At 40.3% G+C, this 21,651-nt stretch carries 18 protein-coding genes; 1 reads left to right on the top strand and 17 read right to left on the bottom strand.

Annotated features, from left to right (window positions below; genetic code table 11):
• Window positions 1-12: 12 nt before the first annotated feature.
• The 16 genes from AB5754_RS00385 to AB5754_RS00310 form a co-directional block, all read right to left on the bottom strand.
• Window positions 13-360, bottom strand: coding sequence for a YlbG family protein (locus tag AB5754_RS00385; protein WP_311833592.1), 348 nt, complete (start codon window positions 358-360; stop codon window positions 13-15).
• Window positions 350-781, bottom strand: a complete 432-nt coding sequence (locus tag AB5754_RS00380) for a YlbF family regulator (RefSeq protein WP_368252201.1) — start codon at window positions 779-781, stop codon at window positions 350-352. The genes AB5754_RS00385 and AB5754_RS00380 overlap by 11 nt, the downstream gene beginning before the upstream one ends.
• A gap of 2 nt (window positions 782-783) precedes the next feature.
• A complete protein-coding gene (locus tag AB5754_RS00375) occupies window positions 784-1,893 on the bottom strand; it encodes a CAP-associated domain-containing protein (RefSeq protein ID WP_311833590.1) in 1,110 nt (369 codons plus the stop codon).
• Window positions 1,894-2,106: 213 nt separating this feature from the next.
• Window positions 2,107-5,532: a pyruvate carboxylase gene (locus tag AB5754_RS00370; protein WP_368252202.1), complete on the bottom strand. Its 3,426-nt coding sequence runs from the start codon at window positions 5,530-5,532 to the stop codon at window positions 2,107-2,109.
• Window positions 5,533-5,723: 191 nt separating this feature from the next.
• Window positions 5,724-6,917 carry an FtsW/RodA/SpoVE family cell cycle protein gene (locus AB5754_RS00365; protein WP_311833588.1) on the bottom strand — a complete coding sequence of 398 codons (1,194 nt, stop codon included), beginning with the start codon at window positions 6,915-6,917 and terminating at the stop codon, window positions 5,724-5,726.
• 5 nt (window positions 6,918-6,922) lie between these two features.
• Window positions 6,923-7,216, bottom strand: a complete 294-nt coding sequence (locus tag AB5754_RS00360) for a YlaN family protein (RefSeq protein WP_311833587.1) — start codon at window positions 7,214-7,216, stop codon at window positions 6,923-6,925.
• A 435-nt stretch (window positions 7,217-7,651) separates the two neighbouring features.
• On the bottom strand, window positions 7,652-9,493 hold the full coding sequence (typA, locus tag AB5754_RS00355) for a translational GTPase TypA (RefSeq protein WP_311833586.1): 1,842 nt from the start codon (window positions 9,491-9,493) through the stop codon (window positions 7,652-7,654).
• Between the two features lie 181 nt (window positions 9,494-9,674).
• Window positions 9,675-10,448: an inositol monophosphatase family protein gene (locus tag AB5754_RS00350; RefSeq protein WP_368252203.1), complete on the bottom strand. Its 774-nt coding sequence runs from the start codon at window positions 10,446-10,448 to the stop codon at window positions 9,675-9,677.
• The gene (locus tag AB5754_RS00345) at window positions 10,448-10,741 is read right to left on the bottom strand and encodes a UPF0223 family protein (protein ID WP_311833584.1); all 294 of its coding nucleotides are present in this window, start codon (window positions 10,739-10,741) and stop codon (window positions 10,448-10,450) included. Before AB5754_RS00345 ends, AB5754_RS00350 begins: the two co-directional genes overlap by 1 nt.
• Before the next feature lie 399 nt (window positions 10,742-11,140).
• Window positions 11,141-11,728, bottom strand: coding sequence for a ribosome biogenesis GTP-binding protein YihA/YsxC (gene yihA / locus AB5754_RS00340; RefSeq protein ID WP_368252113.1), 588 nt, complete (start codon window positions 11,726-11,728; stop codon window positions 11,141-11,143).
• 75 nt (window positions 11,729-11,803) lie between these two features.
• Complete coding sequence (clpX, locus tag AB5754_RS00335; RefSeq protein ID WP_368252112.1) at window positions 11,804-13,051, bottom strand: ATP-dependent Clp protease ATP-binding subunit ClpX; 1,248 nt, start codon at window positions 13,049-13,051, stop codon at window positions 11,804-11,806.
• 312 nt (window positions 13,052-13,363) lie between these two features.
• Window positions 13,364-14,647, bottom strand: a complete 1,284-nt coding sequence (gene tig, locus AB5754_RS00330; RefSeq protein ID WP_311833581.1) for a trigger factor — start codon at window positions 14,645-14,647, stop codon at window positions 13,364-13,366.
• A gap of 132 nt (window positions 14,648-14,779) precedes the next feature.
• Window positions 14,780-15,733, bottom strand: coding sequence for a hypothetical protein (locus AB5754_RS00325; RefSeq protein ID WP_368252110.1), 954 nt, complete (start codon window positions 15,731-15,733; stop codon window positions 14,780-14,782).
• Between the two features lie 13 nt (window positions 15,734-15,746).
• Entirely contained in the window at window positions 15,747-16,358 is a 612-nt protein-coding gene (locus AB5754_RS00320; RefSeq protein ID WP_368252109.1) for an RDD family protein, read from the bottom strand.
• A gap of 1 nt (window position 16,359) precedes the next feature.
• Complete coding sequence (sppA, locus tag AB5754_RS00315; RefSeq protein ID WP_368252108.1) at window positions 16,360-17,382, bottom strand: signal peptide peptidase SppA; 1,023 nt, start codon at window positions 17,380-17,382, stop codon at window positions 16,360-16,362.
• Between the two features lie 49 nt (window positions 17,383-17,431).
• Window positions 17,432-17,722, bottom strand: a complete 291-nt coding sequence (locus AB5754_RS00310) for a hypothetical protein (RefSeq protein WP_311833577.1) — start codon at window positions 17,720-17,722, stop codon at window positions 17,432-17,434.
• A 554-nt stretch (window positions 17,723-18,276) separates the two neighbouring features.
• On the opposite strand from AB5754_RS00310, the gene glmS reads away from it, so the two are divergent.
• On the top strand, window positions 18,277-20,088 hold the full coding sequence (gene glmS, locus AB5754_RS00305) for a glutamine--fructose-6-phosphate transaminase (isomerizing) (RefSeq protein ID WP_368259415.1): 1,812 nt from the start codon (window positions 18,277-18,279) through the stop codon (window positions 20,086-20,088).
• A gap of 153 nt (window positions 20,089-20,241) precedes the next feature.
• Here glmS and glmM read toward each other — a convergent pair whose 3' ends face one another.
• The gene (gene glmM / locus AB5754_RS00300) at window positions 20,242-21,597 is read right to left on the bottom strand and encodes a phosphoglucosamine mutase (RefSeq protein WP_311833575.1); all 1,356 of its coding nucleotides are present in this window, start codon (window positions 21,595-21,597) and stop codon (window positions 20,242-20,244) included.
• Window positions 21,598-21,651: the final 54 nt, after the last annotated feature.

Genomic DNA, 21,651 nt, shown 5'->3' with positions numbered 1-21,651 from the left:
GTGCTTATTTTATTACACATCTTCCGCTAAACGAATCTGAGTGGATAATTCTTCCACTTCAAAGCCGTCTTCTTTTTCCTGATACGCCGCTTTAGTACCAATTTTATCCGCAAAATTCATTTCCACATCAGGACGATAAGAAGGTTCCACACTGCGAACAAAATGCAGCTTTTGAATCTTGTCTAAAGATTCTTCATAGCGTTCTTCATTCAAATACATGTAGACATACTTCATCTTCCGGGATACATAATAGACAAAGCCGTATCGCTTTAAGTTTTTTAACTGTTTTAAACTATAAACCCAAACCACAAGACCGCGGCGGGGGTTAATTTTAAAATCTACTGTCTGATCAACTTCCATGGCAATTTCCTCCACAACTAGTAGACTGTCCGGTTTCAAAAAAAGGATTCCCAGCGTCTACTTTTATCTCTTCATCAATGGCCTTCGCAATCTGAGCCCCGATTTCATCTAATAAACTTTGTAAGCTAGTTTCTGCAAAACGAAAGGCACTGACAGAGTCCGTTAAATCCAGCTTTCGCTTGGCTACCATCACTTCTTTCTGCCCTTCGTGGTACCCGGGAACATACTGTCCATAAGCCGAAATTTCTTCAAAGCGAGTTTTTGCTTTGGTAAAAGTGGCCTTGGCTAAAGTAGCTTTTGGATCAGCTTCCATCTGACGCTTTGATTTTTGATAGTTTTGTAGCAAATCAGATTGGTCAATGGCTTTTAACACCAGGTCAATCTGGTCATCTATTTGTAACATCTGTTCATTGTATATCACACTTATTCACTATCCTCTGTCTCAGCTACATCTTCAAATAAGATTACCATATTCTGCTGGCTGATGCCAATAGCGATTGCTTGATTCTTATCTTCCATAAAGCGAGTGTGCATATAAGGATCACTGTACCAAGATAAAATTTGAAAAGTCAAATCGTAACAAGGCGTTTCAAAAAAGCCTTGAATATTTGGCACGCCTACCGCCTTAGCTAAATCACTAAATTCGCTTCCAGTCACCATAAAGACTTCATTGCTAGCTTCTTCTGTGGCTTTTTTGAAACTAGTATAACGACTTTCTTCGAGAAACTTTCCGGGATTTTTTAAAAAGCGACTTAAAAAGTCCCGGCTTTGACCTTGCAATGTATAAGTCGTTTCATATTGGGGCAAATCTTCTTGTAAACGCAAAGTGTTCAGCAATTGAAAGCCCTGATTCACCCTTTTTCGGTCTACTTCTTCCCACTTATCAATCTGAGCGGTCATAAAAGGCACATTACCGGACACTACATTATAAGGTGAAAGCTCTAACAAAGTTTCTTTATTTAAATACATAATGCCGTACAGTTTAGCATCACTGTTAAAAAACAAAATACCGTAGATTCCATTGTCAAAAACGATCAATGGACGGTAGCTTAAATCTTCTTCCATCAGTTCGATTTTGACCTCTTCATCTCCATTTTTAATGGTGAAATTAGGAAATAACATGGTAATAGTCGCCAAATCGCCCATGGTCATCTTCAATGAAAAAGGAGCAATTTCATCCCCGTCAATCCCAGTAGTTTTAATAGCAGTAATCTTGCCTTCTTTACTATTCACTTCTAAAAAGCCATTTTCAGCTGTTTGATAGCGATTAATCCTAAACCCATAACCTGAATCATAGCTATCGATTGCTTTACCATAAGTCTTTTCAAAGTCTTTCAAAGAACTACCAATCTCCATCGCAAAGCCAGAGGCAGCGATTGGGTCTACTTGCATGTTTGTAATCGTTCCTTCCCCAGTTACATGAGAATCTTGGGGACGAATGGTCTGAGCTTGCCTAGGGAAAAAAACTGGTTGTAAATAAACTGCAAGTAAAGCTAAAACAAAAAAGCCCAAAAAGATGAAGCGCCGTTTCATCTGATATCCCCCTTAAACTGTCTAATCACTATGATACACCAAGGAATAATAAAAGAGAACCCGCAGCTTTGTCTCTTCAAAAAGACTTTTAAAAAGCTAAAACTATTCGTTACGGAAGTTAACTGTTGATTCCAGACTGTAAGTAGTAACCCTTGAAATCTTACTTTTCTGCCATAAAAAGAGACTAAAACCGAAGTCCTAGTCTCTTCCTTTTTATTTTTCCACAACTTCAATCAAGAGATCGTCTTGAGAAATTGTTTCCCCTGCTTCTACATAGATGTGCTTAATTTCTCCGTCATATCGCGCTTCAATGGCAGTTTCCATCTTCATCGCTTCTGTTACCATCAATGTATCCCCTTGTTTTACCCGATCACCTTTTTTCACTAAGATTTCCAGCACCGAGCCAGGCATGGTTGCACCAATTTGTTCTTTATTGGTCGGTTCAGCTTTTCGTTTGGTTTGGATCGCGCTCTTAATGGAGCTATCCTTCACTAAAACTTCTCGCCGTTGTCCGTTTAAGTTAAAGAACAGCGTCCGATTTCCTTCAATATCTGGTTCACCAATTTCATCCAAGCGAATGATCAAGATTTTGCCTTTTTCAATTTCAACGTTGATTGTTTCGCCCAAACGCATCCCACTAAAGAACGTCGGTGTATCCAACATGGTAACATCAGCAAACTGATTGTAAGCCGCTTGATAATCCAAAAAGACTTGTGGATACATGAGATAACTTAAAATTTCATCTTGTTTTGGTTCATAGCCTATTTTTTCTGCTAATTCGGCTTTCACTGCAGCAAAGTCTACAGGAGCTGCCAATAAACCGGGACGTTCAGTGAAAGCTGGCCGTCCTTTTAAGATGATTTGTTGCAGTTTTTCAGGGAAACCACCCACTGGTTGACCTAGTTCTCCTTGGAAGAAAGTCACAACAGATTCTGGGAAATTGTACTCCAGACCTTTTTCATAGACATCGGCTTCAGTTAAGTTGTTTTGTACCATAAACAAGGCCATGTCCCCTACAACTTTTGAAGATGGGGTCACTTTTACAATGTCTCCAAACATCATGTTCACAGTGTGGTACATTTCTTTGATTTCTTCCCAGTGATCTCCTAAACCTACAGCTTTGGCTTGAACTTGCAAGTTAGAATATTGACCACCAGGCATCTCATGCTTGTATACTTCCGCGTGAGGACTGTTTAAGCCATTTTCAAAAGGCTTATAATACATGCGCACATCTTCCCAATAATGGTTAATCTGACGAGCATTTTCAATGTTGATCTTCGGTTGTCGCTGGTCGTCAGCCAAAGCGTAATACAAGCTAGCCATTCCTGGCTGACTAGTGGAAGAACTCATGGCACCGGTTGCCACGTCTACAATATCCACTCCAGCTTGAGTAGCTGCTGAATAAGTGATAATGCCGTTACCAGACGTATCGTGGGTGTGCAAATGAATCGGCAAGTCCACTGTATCTTTCAATTCACTGATTAAGCGATATGCTGCTCGAGGTTTTAATAAACCAGCCATATCCTTAATGGCAATAATATGAGCCCCAAGATTTTCCAATTCCTTCGCCATGTCTTTATAGTATTGGACCGTATATTTATCCCGGGTTGGATCATTAATATCTCCAGTGTAGCAAATAGCCGCTTCGGCAATCTTCCCCGTGTCTCGTACTGCTTGAATGGAACGCTCCATTTGTGGTACCCAGTTAAGACTGTCAAAAATCCGGAAGACATCGACTCCCTCATTAGCTGCTTCTTTAATAAATTCTACCAAAACGTTATCAGGATAGTTAGAATACCCCACAGCATTGGATCCTCTAAAGAGCATTTGCAAAAGCGTATTGGGCATTAACTTACGAATCATCCGTAGCCGTTGCCAAGGGTCCTCATTTAAGAAACGATAAGCCACATCAAAGGTGGCACCTCCCCACATTTCACTGGAAAATAACTGCGGAAGGGCTTTTTCTGTTAAGTCAGCAATTTTACTGAAATCTTTTGTCCGAACGCGAGTGGCTAACAGGCTTTGGTGGGCATCGCGGAAAGTCGTATCCGTCAATAAGAGCTCTTTTTGCTCTTTCACCCATTTCGCTACTGCATCGGCACCTTCTTCATCTAAAATATTTTTTGCCGACCGATAGTCAAAAGTTTCCAATTTATTGGGAATTCGTGGTTCTTCAAAGTAGCGTTTCTTGCTCTTTTCAATCCCAGGGAAGCCATTTACAGTGATTTCCCCGATGTATTTCATAGTTTTGTTGCCTCGGTCTCGCAAACGAGGAAATTCGAACAATCCCGGCGTATTATCGATAAATGTAGTCTTCGCATCTCCTGATTGGAAAACTGGATGATTGATAACATTTTGCATAAAAGGAATATTGGTCTTCACTCCGCGAATTCGAAATTCTCGCAGACAGCGTTGCATCTTTTGAATGGCTTGAGAAAAAGTGGCGCCAAAGGTACAAACTTTTACCAACAATGAATCATAATAAGGAGAAACCACCGCTCCCGCGTAGGCATTGCCCACATCTAGGCGCACCCCAAATCCACCAGGAGAACGATAGGTGTCAATTTTTCCGGTATCAGGCATGAAATTATTTAAAGGATCTTCCGTCGTAATTCGGCATTGAACTGCTGCTCCTTTAAATTGAATATCCTTTTGCTCAGGAATGCCAATTTCTTTGTGCAAGTCTTTTCCTTGAGCAATCAAGATTTGTGACGTCACAATATCCACATCGGTAATCATTTCAGTAATGGTGTGTTCCACTTGGACCCGAGGATTAACTTCGATAAAGTAGAACTTGTCTTCTTCTACTAAAAATTCCACAGTCCCAGCATTTACATAACCTACGTGCTTCATTAATTGCACGGCGGCTTCACAAATCGTTGTCCGTTGAGCATCACTTAAAGAAACACATGGCGCAACTTCCACGACTTTTTGATGACGGCGTTGGACAGAACAATCTCGTTCAAACAAATGCACCACATTACCGTGAGTATCCCCTAAAATTTGGACTTCAATGTGCTTCGGGTTTCCAATGTATTTTTCTACATAAACTTCATCAGAACCAAAGGCCGCTTTCGCTTCACTTTTTGCTCGTTCATAACCATCACGAGCTTCTTTTTCATCTCTTGCTACCCGCATACCGCGACCGCCACCGCCTAATGCTGCTTTAATCATAATCGGATAGTCATGGGCATTGGCAAAGTCCAAAACCTCTTCAATGGATGCAACGGGGCCATCCGTGCCCGGAATCGATTGAATCCCCGCTTCAATAGCTGCTTGTTTGGCCTTAATCTTATCGCCGAAGATATCCAAGTGATGAATGGAAGGACCGATAAAGATGATCCCTTCTGCTTCACAGCGTTTAGCAAAATCCAGATTTTCCGATAAGAAACCGTATCCAGGATGAATGGCTTCAGCCCCAGAATCTTTGGCAATACGAATGATGTCATCAATGTCCAAGTATGCATCAATCGGTTTTTTCCCTTTACCCACCAAGTAGGCTTCATCAGCTTTAAAACGGTGTACTGAATATTCATCTTCTGCCGCATAAATCCCTACTGTTTTAATTTTCAACTCACTACAGGCCCGAAAGACCCGAATTGCAATTTCGCCCCGATTAGCCACAAGAACTTTTTTCATTTAACCACTCCTTTAGTAATGATGCTGCGCTATTAAAAGTAGCTTAGCATAAGAATTCTGATGAAACAATTGTTGCTAAACAACACATCATTCGGAAAATTGTGACAGTTTTTCTTATAGAAAAAACCCGCATCCTCAAATGGAATATTGGGTTTTTTCTCTGATACAATTGCGATCCGAATTAGCAAAGATCATTGCATCCTTGCATATTTGTTACGTTTTTCTTCTGCACTAATATTTAATACAAAGCCGATACAAATCGACAGCATTAACAAACTGGAGCCCCCTTGACTTAAAAATGGGAAGGTAACCCCGGTCAAAGGAATAATCCCTAATACACCGCCTAAGTTCACGAAGATTTGTACCATGAACAAAGCACCGATGCCGATACACATCAAGGAGTTAAAAGGATTAGAGGAGCGAATTCCGACTAAAAAGATTCGAGCTACCATATAAAAAATGATTGCCAAAACCACGATTGCTACCACATAGCCAAGTTCTTCAACCACCACGGCAAAGATATAATCCGTGTGAGGGAATTCCAAAAAGCCTTTTTTTTGAATGCTATTGCCCAAGCCCCGTCCAAAAGCACCGCCATTGTAAAAAGCATAATAACCATTCACCAGCTGATGCCCTTTATCATACACATACTCAAAGGGATCCTGATAGACGATAAAGCGTTCCAACACGTGGCTCATAGGCAAGCTATCCAGATTATCTCCAAGGCTTTTTCCTAAAAGTCCCAGTAATTTAATAACAACTACTGAAGAAAACAAACCAATGACCCCGGTAAAAATCGAATACAGGTAATTTACACCACTGGCTAATAACATAATGATTAAAATCAAAAAGATAATCGCCGCATTACCTAAATCCGGCATGGCTACAATGACTAAACCAGCGATAGCAATGGCACCAGCTGGCCGCCAAACTTGCGACCAATAATGGCCTCGAGCATTGATTAAGGTTTGCCGAGTATAAAGTTTTACGGATAAATACCAAATAGTCACTACTTTAAAAAACTCCGCCGGCTGAATCGTCCCCACTCCAGGAATCCGAATCCAACCATAGGCCCCATTTGCTGTGTAGTTATTAAAAAAACGAGTATAAATCAATAGCAACAACATCAGGACATAAATCACATTGACGAGTTTATCGTTTTTCAAAAATTGGGTTTTCATCTTATAGATAACCCCAATAATCACAAGGCTAAGCGCAAAAAAGATCGTTTGATTCCGCACCAACCCTAATGGATTCTCCCCATCTACAACTTGTAGATAAGAAGTGGAACTATAGACCATTACTAGGCCAAAAATACACAAGACCAAATAAGGAATCAAAATACTATAGTCCAACAGATGGCGCTTCTTTAATTTTGTCGGCACAAGGATTAAACCTCCTTGTTGCTGTCAGTTTTCTGGGTCTCATAAACTTCGCTATAAAGACGATTTAATTCCCGTTCTAAATCTGCCAAAAGTTGATGCCCCGTCTCCGCTGAAACTAGCCCCAAGCGCACAGCATAAGCCACTTGACGAGAAAAGCCATACATTTGCGTGTCCACAACTTCTTCAAAGGCTTTACATTGGGAGATACATTGACTATTTTTTTGATTTTCAATCAATTTTTTGATGCGATCACCATCTTGGACCAACACTTCTAAAGCAAATTCTGGTGAAAATTCCATGGTTCAGCCTTCCTTTCGGTCCTATTTCAAACTTGTTTTTCACAAGTTTTGAGTCTTACATCTCAGTTTCCCCATTATAGCATAATTCAATTTCATTTTGGATAGGAAGTCAAGAACCTTTCTCAATATTTTCAAAAAAGACTTTGAAATTTCTCATAAGCTTTTCCATTTTACTTTGGTAACTCATTGATAAACTGTTTTACTCGCCCGCTCGTGAAACATCCGATAAATATGAAACATATTTCGTTGGTTTTACGAAGCTCAATTTTTTTGCGTATTTATTGATTCCCTTTCTAGCAACGATTCTAAGTTTTTCTTAAAATAGTTTTCCACATTTCAATTTGATTACAAAAAAATGCGTTTACTTCATCTATAAAAACTTCAAAAAAAGACCTTCTACCAAATACGGCAGAAGATCTTCTGATTTCATTACTCTTATTCAGCAGCGGCGATTTTCTTCTTTTTAGAAGCTTTTTCCCGTTCGTTTTTGTTTAAGATTTGTTTTCTTAGGCGGATACTTTCTGGTGTTACTTCACAGTATTCATCTTCATTTAGGAATTCCAAAGATTCTTCCAACGTCAAAATCCGTGGACGTTTAATTACAGACGTTTGGTCTTTATTAGCAGACCGCACGTTGGTCATTTGTTTGGCTTTGGTAATGTTTACAGCCAAATCTTTTTCCCGAGAGTTTTCGCCCACAATCATCCCTTCGTAAACTTCAGTACCTGGTTCTACAAAGACGGTACCTCGTTCTTCTACAGACATAATCGAATAAGTGGTAGCTTTTCCTTGATCAATGGAAACTAAGGCACCTTGACGACGGCCGCCAATTTGACCAGGAATCATTGGCAAGTAAGCATCAAAAGTATGAGCCATGATTCCGTAGCCACGAGTCATGGATAAGAAATCTGTACTAAAACCAATCAAGCCACGAGCTGGTACTAAGAAGATGATTCGTACTTGACCATTGCCCGTATGGATCATATCTTGCATTTCACCTTTACGTGTTCCCAACGCTTCAATAACCGACCCCATGTATTCTTCAGGGGTATCGATTTGTACTCGTTCAAATGGTTCACAACGAGTGCCATCAATCATTCGTTCGATTACTTCTGGACGAGAAACTTGCAATTCAAAGCCTTCCCGACGCATGTTTTCAATCAAGATGGACAAGTGCAATTCCCCACGACCAGAAACAATCCAAGCGTCTGGTGCAATGGAATCAACCCGTAATGACACATCGGTTTGCAATTGAGACATTAAACGTTCTTCAATTTTACGCGCGGTAACGAATTTCCCTTCACGACCAGCAAATGGTGAGTTGTTCACCAAGAACGTCATTTGCAAAGTAGGCTCGTCAATGTGTAAAATTGGCAAAGCATCTTGATGGTCAACTGGTGTTACGGTTTCCCCAACGAAGATGTCTTCCATCCCAGAAACAGCAATCAAGTCCCCGGCTTTTGCTTCTTGAATTTCCAAACGTTTCAAACCAAAGAAACCAAATAATTTAGTTACGCGGAATTTTTTAACCGAACCGTCTAGTTTCATCAATGCTACTTGGTCGCCTACCGCAATCTTACCCCGGAAAACACGACCAATCCCGATTCGACCAACATATTCATTGTAATCCAATAGAGATACTTGGAATTGCAATGGTTCGTCACTGTTGTCTACTGGTGCGGGAATGTGTTCGATAATGGTATCAAACACTGGCGCCATAGTGTGTTCTTGGTCTGCTGGATCATCAGAAAGACTAGAAGTCCCGTTTAAAGCAGAGGCATAAATCACTGGGAAGTCTAATTGATCGTCATCGGCACCTAGTTCAATGAAAAGTTCTAAAACTTCATCCACTACATGTTCAGGACGAGCTGATGGTTTATCAATTTTATTGACCACCACGATTGGTGTTAAATGTTGTTCTAATGCTTTTTTCAATACAAAACGAGTTTGTGGCATGGTACCTTCATAAGCATCTACTACCAACAAGACCCCGTCAACCATCTTCATGATTCGTTCTACTTCACCACCGAAGTCCGCGTGTCCTGGGGTGTCCATGATGTTGATTTTTTTGTCTTTGTATTCTACCGCAGTATTTTTCGCCAAAATGGTAATCCCACGTTCTTTTTCCAAAGCGTTGGAGTCCATCGCCCGTTCTGCCAATTGAGTATGGCTGTCTAGGGTATCAGATTGTTTCAATAATTCATCAACCAAAGTTGTTTTCCCATGGTCGACGTGGGCAATAATGGCCACGTTGCGGATATCTTCACGTAATTTCACAGTATTCTGCTCCTTTTCCTTAAAAAACCAGCCAAGATGGCCGGTTCTTTGCTACACGATTGTTTCACTCGACGGCTTATTATATCAGAAACTCTTTCTGAAATATAGTGAAAATGTTTCATTTTCTGAAAAACGTCGTATTCTTAAGAACTCTTAGTACTTTTTACCTGTTTTTCCCGTTTTAACTGTTGGCAAAACGCAAGCATTCTTCATAAGCTTTTTTAGTCCCAGCTAAAAAGGCATCTCGTTTTTCTAAACCTAGTGCTTTTCCCTCAATAGTGGACATTTCCAGCCCCAACGCCTTAATTAAAACTCCTCCTGGGGCATAATCCCAAGGTGCCAAGCGGGAGATATAGGCTACTCGCCGACCTAACGCCAAATCAATTAATTCATAACCTGCACAGCCTGTCATGCGGACACCCATGGCAATCTGTCCAATTTCTTGCGTATGCCATGCATTTTTTTGAAACATGACGTGATTCATCCCCACTAGTCCTTCACTTAAAGCTTTGTTTTCTGGTGGCATCACTTTCTGGTCATTACAAAAGACCCCGGTCTCAGGCCCTCCATAAAGAAATTCGTCTTTCATGACATTGTAGACAAACCCTAGTACGCCTTGTCCTTCTTCATAGACAGCTAACATAATACAAAAGTTTTCTTGTTCCAAAACAAAGTTCATGGTGCCATCGATAGGATCAATGATAAACACGCGTCCCGTCCTGTCTTTTAAATGGTCCAAACCATTTTCTTCTCCCAGTACTTTAGCATCAGGATCAAAAGTCATGATTTTGCCAATCAAAAAATCTTGGGTTGCCTTATCCATATCAGTAACCAAATCTGTACGACCAGATTTCGTATCCACTTTCAAATTATCTTTGGCAAAACTAGCTTTAATGTGATTTCCTGCTTCATAAATCCATCCTTTGATTTCTTCGATCATCGCAAGTCGATTCATTACTTCCTTCCTTTCTGTTGCTTCATCATCTTGAAGCGACCTTGCCCTTGTTCTTTCACCGCTTTTAACGTGTGATATAAGGAGTAACCAGAACTCTTCTCAAATTCCCGTCCTAGCCGGCGCTCTTCACCAATGGCAGGTACCACTTTTTTGAACTCTTTATAGGCATTCAAAAATTCTGTCGCTTGTACTCCTTCTTCATTGGCTGCTTCGAGTAATTCCCACATCTTCATGACCGCCACCATCTCTTCAGTGGTCCAATCTAAATCTAAGGGATATTGATATTCATGCATTTTTTTCACCTCAAACATTCTCTCACAGTGTAACACAGCTTTCAATTGAGGCAAACTCTCCAAATCAAAAACAGGCTGTGACAATAGTTGGGTCACCGTCCTACGAACCGAACAATACCAAACGTGAGACGCAAGCAAAAGAAGGGTATCTTCCATTAAAAATCATTGGAAGATACCCTTCTTTTCATTGCTAAAAATCTTAAACGCTGCCTAACCTTGATTTCATCAAGCTAAGGCAGCGTAATTCTCTTTTTCTCTTTTCACGTATGGTAATGTTCTCTCTTCGGACTAAGACACAAAAATTGTCACTATTTTTTATCATCCGGATCTTTTTTATCAATAAAAATTAAATGTTCGTTGTTTATCATTTAGGGAATACTTATGTCACGGTCCCTAGAATTATTCTGCTACGGCTTGTTCAATGGCTGTCCAAGCTTTTTCTTTGCCTTCTTTTGTAACCGAAGAAAAAATGATAAAGGTATCACGAGGATCAAAATCCAGCTCTTTTTTAATAACCGACTCGTGTTTATTCCATTTGCCTCGAGGAATTTTGTCCGCTTTGGTAGCGACTAAAATCACCGGCAAATCATAATACTTCAGAAACTGATACATTTGGATGTCATCTTTGGTTGGGGGATGACGAAGATCCACTAAGGAAACGACAGCTTTTAACTGTTCTCGTTGGGTTAAATAAGTTTCAATCATCTTCCCCCATTTTGCCCGCTCTGATTTAGAAACTTTAGCATAGCCATAGCCTGGCACATCCACAAAATAAAGACTATTTTCAATCAAATAGAAATTTAATGTCTGGGTCTTTCCTGGTTTAGAAGAGATCCGGGCCAACTTTCGGCGATCAATTAATGTATTGATAAAGGAAGATTTTCCCACATTGGAACGTCCTGCTAAGGCAATCTCTGGCAGAGTGCTTTCGGGATATTGGGCAGGAGAAACCGCACTGATGACGATTTCAGCGTTATGAACTTTCATTTCTCCACTCCTTTCAAAAATTCTCATAAAAAACAGGATACAAATCAGCGGACTTGTATCCTGTCGCATACTTGATTAACCAGCTTTTTTCTCTGATTTTCCGTAGACAATTTTTGGTTTGCCACCATCTGTTACCGCTTCTTTAGTGACGATTACTTTTTCGATGGTCTCATCGGAAGGGACATCAAACATAATGTCCAACATAATGTCTTCAATAATGGAACGCAAGCCACGAGCACCAGTGTTTCTAGCAATAGCTAAATCCGCAATCGCTCTTAATGCAGACGATTCAAATTCCAATTCGGTATCATCCAATGACAAGAGTTTGGTGTATTGTTTCACCAAAGCGTTTTTCGGTTCCGTTAAAATACGGACCAAATCTTCATTGGTTAACTTATCCAAAGCAGCCATAATTGGCAAACGGCCGATAAATTCTGGAATTAAACCAAATTTCAACAAGTCTTCAGGGATAATGTGTTGCATCACACTTTCTCCTTCAGCAAACTTCTTGTTGTCAGTGCCAAAACCAATGGTCTTTTCCCCCATACGGTTTTTGACGATGGTTTCAATTCCATCAAAAGCACCACCTACAATAAAAAGAATATTGGTGGTGTCGATTTGAATCATTTCTTGGTGAGGATGCTTGCGGCCACCTTGAGGGGGTACACTAGCTTCGGTACCTTCTAAAATCTTCAAGAGTGCTTGTTGGACCCCTTCACCAGAGACATCTCGGGTAATAGAGACATTTTCACTCTTTCGGGCGATTTTGTCGATTTCATCAATATAGATAATGCCTTTTTCAGCACGTTCCACATTGTAATCTGCAGCTTGTAGGAGTTTCAAAAGGATGTTTTCCACGTCTTCTCCTACATAGCCGGCTTCTGTCAAACTAGTAGCATCCGCAATGGCAAAAGGAACATTCAATGACCGAGCTAATGTTTGAGCTAAGAACGTTTTCCCAGAACCAGTAGGACCGATTAAACAAATATTACTCTTTTGTAATTCTACATCATCGGTTTCAGTTGCTTCCGCATTTACCCGTTTGTAGTGATTGTATACCGCTACTGCCAAGGCTTTTTTAGCACGACCTTGACCAATCACGTATTCATTTAAAATTTCTAAAATTTCTTGAGGTCTTGGAACTTCCAAAAACTCACGGGCAGCATCTTCATAAATCTGTTCGTCGATAATCTCTTTGCAAAGATCGATACACTCATTACAGATATAAACTCCGGGACCTGCTACGATCTTACGGACTTCTTCTTGGGTTTTACCACAGAAGGAACAACGAACCGCGTCGTTTCCGCTTGGATTATCATACATGGTCTTCACTCCTTGAATTGAACTTAAAAGTTACACTTAGAAGTTCCATACTAATTCCTCCATGCTCTGTGACGAGTGGACAGAATCTGACCTGAATAGTCTACGTTATCATAACATAATTAGAATAAAAGCAAAAGGACTTTCCTTTTATGACAAGGGTTCCTTAATCTTCCCGTAATACTTGAAAAAAAGAAGAACCGCTTTTTTTCGAGGGCTTCGACTCCAATGAAACTAGCACACTCTCTTATCCTACTATCCCAAAACCCCATTAAAAAAAGACCCCTCACAAGGAGAGATCTCAACCGTCAATGCTTATTTTTCAACAGCAGTGCCTGTGATTAATTCAACAGCTTTTTTCATCGTAATGTCATGTTTCAACATGTCTTCAGTCAAGACCCGTTTGATTTGTTCTTCTGGCATGTTGTAAGCTTCAGACAATTCTTTGATTTCATTGGCAATTTCTTCTTCTGTTGCATCTAGTTTTTCTTCTGCTGCAATGGCTTCGATGACCAAGTTTGTTTTCACTCGTTCGCCAGCTTCACCTTCGAATTGTTTGTGCAAGTCTTCTTCCGTAGAACCAGTTAATTGATAGTACATTTCAGCAGAGATGCCTTGACGTTGCATGTTGTTTAAAAATTCATCCATGGAACGGTGAACTTCATCATGAACCATCACGTGAGGCAAGTCCAAGATTTCCGCATTTTCAACGGCTTTTTTGATTGCTTCTTCGTCTTTGGCATCTTCCGCAGCTTTCGCTTTGGTTTCTTCCAATTCAGTGCGGTATTTCGCTTTCAAATCAGCTAAAGTTTCCACTGTATCGTCTACATCTTTGGCAAATTCATCGTCTAGTTCAGGTAATTCTTTGCCTTTTACTTCATGAACAACTACTTTGAACGTTGCTTCTTTACCAGCTAAGTCTTCTGCTTGATAGTCTTCTGGAAAAGTTACAGTAACATCAACGTTTTCGCCAGCTTTTTTGCCAACTAATTGATCTTCAAAGCCAGGAATGAAAGAACCAGAACCTAATTCTAGGGAGTAGTTTTCACCTTTGCCGCCTTCAAAAGCATCGCCATCAACGAAACCTTCAAAGTCAATAACAACTGTGTCGCCATTTTCAGCAGCGGCATCTTCTTTAATGACTAATTCTGCTTGTGCTTGTTGTTCCCGTTCCAAACGAGCATCCACATCAGCATCTGTTACTTCACGGTCTTGTTTAGAAACTTCTAATTCTTTGTATTGGCCTAATTTAACTTCAGGCTTAACCGTTACTTCTGCTTTAATAACCCAATCTTCGCCAGCTTCCATGCTTTCAACGTCGATTTGTGGTTGTGAAACTGGGTCAATCCCTGCTTCTTTTACTGCTGCTTCATAAGCTGCTGGTAAAACAGCGTTCAATGCATCTTCATAAAGAGCTGCTTCACCGTACATTTTGTTAAAGACAGTGCGGCTTACTTTCCCTTTACGAAAACCAGGAACATTTAAATTTCCTTTTACTTTATTGAAAGCTGTTGTTAAACCTTTTTGAACTTCTACTTGTGGAATTGAAAAAGTCAACACACCATCATTGGTGCCTGTTTTTTCCCATTTTGCAGTCATGTTTTTCCCTCCGAGTGAATAAAAATTTTCATATGAATGTGCTTAAAACATACTTTTTAATAGTACACTAAGGCCTTGAAATTGTAAACATTTTAGGCAAGATACCTGGGGATTTTTGCCATTTTTTCAAAGTTAGAGCTGGATTTGAAGCAAGCTGCGCCATTCTTGTTTTTCCAATTGAATCTTGTCGAATTCTTCTAAGCGAAAATCTTCTTGAATACCTAAAGCCACTTGGTATTCCACCCAGTAACTCTCAGCCCACTCTTCTGGGGCTTTTCTTTGCGGACAGAAGGGATAGGCCAAAGCAAAATGCGCTTTTACTTCTGCTTTAATACTATCTAACAGTACCGGATCTTCTTGACTGAAATTTGCTTCTAAATAATCAAGCATCTTGAGTAAAGCTGGATGATTTTCTGGTAACACAAGCTCTTTTAAGACACAATTTTGCTTGATTCCTTTTATATCTTGAATAAATAGCTCTTTTTCATACCCTAACTTGACTAATTCCTCCACTAAACGAGGTCGCAAGTATGGATTATAAGCTTTAGCTAAAATTTCTTTTGCAATGGTCACAAAGGATGCATAGGGTAGGCCTTTGGTTAATTCCTCCCATTTTTGATTGGGCAAGGGGAACTGACTGCCATTAACCTTCAATAAATATTCTCTTTTTTGATGTAGGCTCTCTGGATTATAAAAAGAAAAGACTTGTTCCAACTGCGTTAATTCTTGTTTGGCTTGTTCAAAGTCCACCATTGCCAACTCAGGCCGCTTGTTTGCAAAGCGCCAATACTTTCTGGCCAAGAGAAATTGCTGGTCTAAAAGATACAAGTGAAAAACTTGGTTAAACCCTGCTGGATCACAATCATATCGTTCTTGATACTCTTCGGCTAGAAGCAGGGCTTGGTGAAAGGCCCCTTGTTTTTCTAGACAACGATTGATTTGACAGTTTAATTCATAACTAGGATTCTTTTCGTAGACTTTTTCAAAATGTTTCAGAGCCTCTTGATAATCTCCCTTTTCCAAAGAAAGATTTCCTAGTTTTATCTCCCGTTCTTGATCATTAGGAAAGAGTATGGTCTGCCCCATTTTTTCACCCCTTTTAAATGAGTTCTTTGTTAAATGCTTTAATCAGATTAACGGTTACCACACTGGTCTCACTGAAATAATCCCCTACATGTTGTTTATACTTGCTAAAAGCCGCTGGTAAATAGCCGATGATTAAAGGAAAGCCCATAAGTATAAAGCGACAGACCGTTTCCCGAATCAAAATCGTCCCCCAGGTTAACTCTCCTTTTACCGAAACGACCCGTAAACCAAAGGCCATTTTCCCAATGGTCTGCCCGTGGTTAAATTTTGTCAGCAAAGTGAAGTACGCCAGGTAAATCCCGATACAAAAAAGATTGTACAAACCAAAATAATTTCCTGTATCCGCTAAACCCAATAAAGAATAAACCAACCCCACGGTACTTGTTTGAATGGCACTGATACAAAGCAAGTCTAAAACAAAAGCAAAACTACGCATCCAAAAACCAGCGTAAAAGTAACGTGGGAACCCTGGTTGCTCTCCTTCTGGTTCTTCGTAAGGTTGCCATTTTTGTTGTAGGCGTTTTAATTCAGTTCCTTTGGCTTTCTTCCGTCCTAAGACTTCTTTTTCATTGAAGAAAACTTTAGGCTTTGTGGACTTTTTACTTTCCTCTTTTTCAGCTGACATCTTACTCACCTCCATAATAATAAAGAGGCTTTGGTGACTCCGGTGTTCCTAAAGATTCCACCAAGTTGACTAAGCGACTGTTTTCCGTTTGTTTTAATCCTTGGGCTTCTGCTAATTTCACCCCAAGCCACGAAGAAGCAAAACTTGTAGCATTCACTTGATACTCAACCACTTGGGCATTTTCAAGATTTTGATCCGCTTTTAAAGCCGCTAAAGCATCTTCCGGAAACCCAATTTCATCGATCAACCCATTTTCTTTGGCTTGCGCTCCATCGTAAATCCGACCATCAGCTAGCGTCCGTACTGCTTCTTCAGACATCTTACGTCCATTGGCCACCGTTTTGACAAAACGACTAAAGGCACTGTCCACATAAGCTTGCAATACCGCTTTGTCTTCAGCAGTAGGTTCTCGGGTGCTGGAACCGATATCTTTTAATGCACCACTTTTCACCGTGGTGTCTTCAATCCCTAATTTTTCAAACAAACCAGCATAATTGGTTCCCGACATAATGACACCAATCGAGCCGGTAACAGTCTCTTCACTGGCAAAAATCTTGTCTGCAGCTGCAGAAATATAATACCCGCCACTGGCAGCCATTTGTTTCATACTGACGTAAAGAGGAATTCCCGCTTCTTTAATAGCAGCCATTTTTTTAGCAATTTCGGCACTTTCATAAACACCACCACCAGGAGAATTTACTTCTAATAAAATCCCCTTAATTTGATCATCATTTGCCGCCTCATCTAACTCTTCTAAAAAACGTTGATGATCATAGGTTTCACTGGCAAACAAACTACTAGAACCCGTATCCGCAATGGTACCATCCACAGAGAGCTTTAAAATCTGCTGACTTTCTGAACCTTCTTCAATAACTGTTTTTTCTAGTTCGTGATTGCCATAAAGCAGTTCATTGATTCCTTTTAATTCATCTTCATCTGGTACTTGGGTTACTCGTTGCGTCATTCCGGAAAAAATCAACAACCCCGCCGCAATAGCCAAGGCTACCCATCTTCTTTGATTCATTTTCCACACTCCCCTATTTCTCGTACCTATAACTGGTTCAGATTATCGGTTAATACAGATTTTCAATAATAATAACCGTTTCAAGATCACCTTGTGTTTCAAATTTTTCTGCTTTTTCTGGCAATGCAAACCCAGGAAAGCGTTCATTGGTCAATGAATCTGTCACAGTAAAACCTTGGGCTGTAGCGACTTTAATCGCGCCAGGCAAAATTTCCTGTAAGCTATCCCAACCGGTATCTAAAAAGACTTTAGTTTCCGGTGTAATCTCAGGATTCTCCTCTAAGGAAGCCACCACCGCCTTTAGTTCTTGAAAGCTCATTTGCTGTACTCGATTTTCCATGGTCATCCTCCCATTTAATACTCTACTTGAAATGATACCTTATTTAATTACAGAAACAAAACACTTTTCAATATTTTTCTTTTGCCGTCAATCAAACTTTATTTTAGTTGTCTCCTTTTAAAATTGGTCTATTCAAAAAAAAATTCTTTTTTCTTTTGAAATCCCCTTTACGTTTAGTAAACCTTTTCATCGCGGATTTTAAAGACCTTTAATAAATAATAAATCGTCCCTTCAAATCCCCACCCTCCCAAAACAACTATACCAATTTATTTAAAATAGATTTAACGTTGACATAAAATGCGATTAAAGATACAATATTCCTGTGTTTTTATAAAATAAATTCCAGGAGGATAGTTAGACCATTAGGATAGCGCCTGGCCTGTTCCAACAGGTGACGAGGAGAGAGCTTATCGAAAAATTCGGCGGATGGCTCTGGGGACTGCACTCTTTAGCTTATGGCAAAACACTTTTGCAAAAAAGTGAGACAGAGACTTAAGCAAGCAGATAAAAACACATCATAAACTAAAAGAAACTAAGAAAGTAGGACAGTTTACATGTGTGGAATTGTAGGAATTATTGGAAAACAACAGGCAGAATTGGTAATTTTACAAGGTTTAGAACGTTTAGAATATCGGGGATACGACTCAGCAGGTTTATATGTCGCCAATCGCACTTCTAGCCATCTTATAAAAGCCCAAGGACGGATTAAAAACTTAGCAGAAAAAGTGACTCCAGAAGTAACAGGAACGATTGGTATAGGACATACACGCTGGGCAACTCATGGGAAACCAAGTGAGGCCAATGCGCATCCCCATACTTCTGCCAGTGGTCGTTTAGTATTAGTGCATAATGGCGTCATTGAAAATTTTGATGAATTGCACCAAACTTACTTAGCTGACCACCAATTCAAAGGTCAAACCGATACCGAAATCGTAGTTCATTTAATTGAAGAACTAATGAACCAAGAGGATCTTACTACGGAAGCAGCTTTCCAAAAAGTTCTCGGCATGATCCAAGGCTCCTACGCTTTTGCCCTAGTGGATCAGCAAAATCCCGACGTGCTTTACGTAGCAAAAAATAAAAGCCCTCTTTTAATTGGCTTAGGAGATGGTTTCAACGTAGTTTGTAGTGATGCCATGGCTATGATCGATCAAACACACGAATTTGTAGAAATTGCTGATGGTGAAATGGTGATCGTTACCCCAGACAAAATCACTATTTACGATAGACAAGGAACCCCCGTCTTCCGTCCATCTTATGAAGCCCAACTTGATTTGACCGATATTGAAAAAGGGACATATCCTTACTATATGTTAAAAGAAGTAGACGAACAGCCAGCTGTTATGCGTCGCCTAGTACAAGAATACCGAAATGAAGATGGCAGCATTGCCATTGAAGCTAGCTTATTGAAACAAATCGCTAATAGTGATCGAATTTACATCGTGGCGTGCGGTACTAGTAATAACGCAGGCTGGGCTGCCAAAAAACTTTTTGAAAGCTTAACCCAACTCCCAGTGGAAATTCATTTATCCAGTGAATTTGGTTACAATATGCCTTTGCTCTCTGAAAAACCTTTCTTTATCTATTTAAGCCAAAGTGGTGAAACAGCTGACAGCCGGCAAGTATTGGTTAAAACCAATGAAATGGGCTATCCAGCCTTAACTATTACCAACGTAGCTGGTTCTACTTTATCAAGAGAAGCGGACCATACATTATTACTATATGCCGGCCCAGAAATTGCTGTAGCTTCCACTAAAGCCTACACTGCCCAAATCGGCGTTATGGCGATTCTTGCTACGGCATTGGGACGGCAAAAAGGAATTTCCGCTGCTAGCGACTTTGACGTCTTCTACGAACTAGGTCTTGTAGCCACCGGCATGGAAAGTCTTATTTCTGAAAAAGAACGCTTCAGTGAACTGACTGCCGAATACTTAACTACCACCCGGAATGCTTTTTACATCGGTCGTGGCAATGATTATTATGTGTCCATGGAAGCGGCTTTAAAATTAAAAGAAATCTCTTATATTCAAGCAGAAGGCTTTGCCGCTGGAGAATTAAAACACGGTACCATCGCTTTGATTGAAGAAGGCACTCCTGTGATTGGAATCATTACCGAAGAAGTTACGGGTTCACATACTCGTGGCAATTTGAAAGAAGTGGAAAGTCGTGGTGCTCACACATTAGTGATGGTCAGCGAAAACTTAGCCAAAGTTGGCGACCAGATTCTACTTCCACACGTTCACCCCTTCTTAACTAGCTTAATTGCTGTTTTACCAACGCAACTATTGGCTTACTTTGCTACTTTGCAACGAGGATATGATGTGGACAAACCACGAAACTTAGCGAAATCCGTTACAGTGGAATAATTATGAACTAAAGCCAAAAGTAGCCCTTAGGTTTAACAAACCAAAAAAGGGCTACTTTTTTGATTCAATTAATTGAATCAAAATAAAATCTTTCCTATTAAAAAAACTTCACCCACTAACTACTAAGCATTAGTGGGTGAAGCCTTTTTTACTTTATTCGATTCCGATTTCTGCCCGAACAACTGCGGCAATTTTTTCTACATAATAGTTCACTTTTTCATCGGTTTCTGCTTCTGCCATGACTCGCAACAAAGGTTCTGTTCCGGAAGGTCGCACCAAGATGCGGCCATTGCCGGCCATTTCTTCCTCTGCTTCTTCAATGACCGCTTTAATGGCTGGTACATCCATAGCGCCGTATTTATCAGACACACGAATATTGACTAACTTCTGAGGATAGATGGTCACTTCTGCTGCTAATTCAGATAGTTTTTTGCCCGTTGCTTTCATAATGCTCAACAACTGAATCCCGGAAAGCATACCGTCACCTGTGGTGTTGAAATCCAAGAAAATCATGTGACCGGATTGTTCCCCGCCAAAATTATAATCATTTTTCCGCATTTCTTCTACTACATAGCGATCCCCCACTTGAGTGATCACATCTTTTAGGCCAATTTCTTCCACTGCTTTATGGAAACCTAGGTTACTCATTACAGTGGTAACAATAGTGTCTTGTTTCAAACGTTTTTTGCTAGCTAAATATTTGGCGCAGATGTACATGATTTTGTCTCCATCCACGATATTACCTAGCTCATCTACTGCAATCACTCGGTCCCCATCGCCATCAAAGGCCAAACCAGCATCAGCACCTTTTTCTAATACAAAGGCCGCCAGAGCCTCAGGATGAGTGGAACCCACGCCATCATTGATATTTAAGCCATCAGGTTTTGTACCGATGGTGAAAAATTCGGTTTCCAAATCGGCAAATAATCGGTTTACACTAGTAGCTGTGGCACCATTGGCGGCATCAATGCATAAGGTTAATCCGGAAAGATCACCGGTAATGGTTTGTTCCAAGAATTGAGAATACTTCAACAGTCCTTCTGGAAATTCTTCCACAGTTCCTAAACCTTCTGCAGATGGGCGAGGCAATAAATCTTCACTAGCATCTAACAAGGCTTCGATTTCTAGCTCTTGGTCATCTACTAATTTAAACCCATCGGCTCCGAAAAATTTGATGCCGTTGTCTAGTGCTGGATTGTGAGAAGCAGAAATCATGACCCCAGCGCTGGCTTTTTGAACCCGGGTTAAGTATGCAACCCCTGGTGTAGAAATCACACCTAGTTGGAAGACTTCAATTCCTACTGATAATAAGCCTGCGATTAAAGCACTTTCTAACATTTGACCAGAAATTCGCGTATCTCGACCGACTAAAACCCGAGGTCGTTTATCATCGCTTTCGTGTTGGCTTAATACATAGCCACCACAGCGACCTAATTTAAAGGCCAATTCCGGCGTTAATTCTACATTTGCTTCGCCTCTGACGCCATCTGTTCCAAAATATTTTCCCATGTTCATACTCCTTCATCAAAATGATCCTAATGTTATTTCTAGGAATGATTTTGT

The organism is Enterococcus sp. 2201sp1_2201st1_C11_2201SCRN_220225 (assembly GCF_040925905.1).
GTDB classification, from domain to species: Bacteria; Bacillota; Bacilli; order Lactobacillales; family Enterococcaceae; genus Enterococcus_C; species Enterococcus_C asini_A.
The sequence above is the reverse complement of the archived record's forward strand: the minus strand, read 5'-3'. Positions and strand labels throughout refer to the sequence as shown.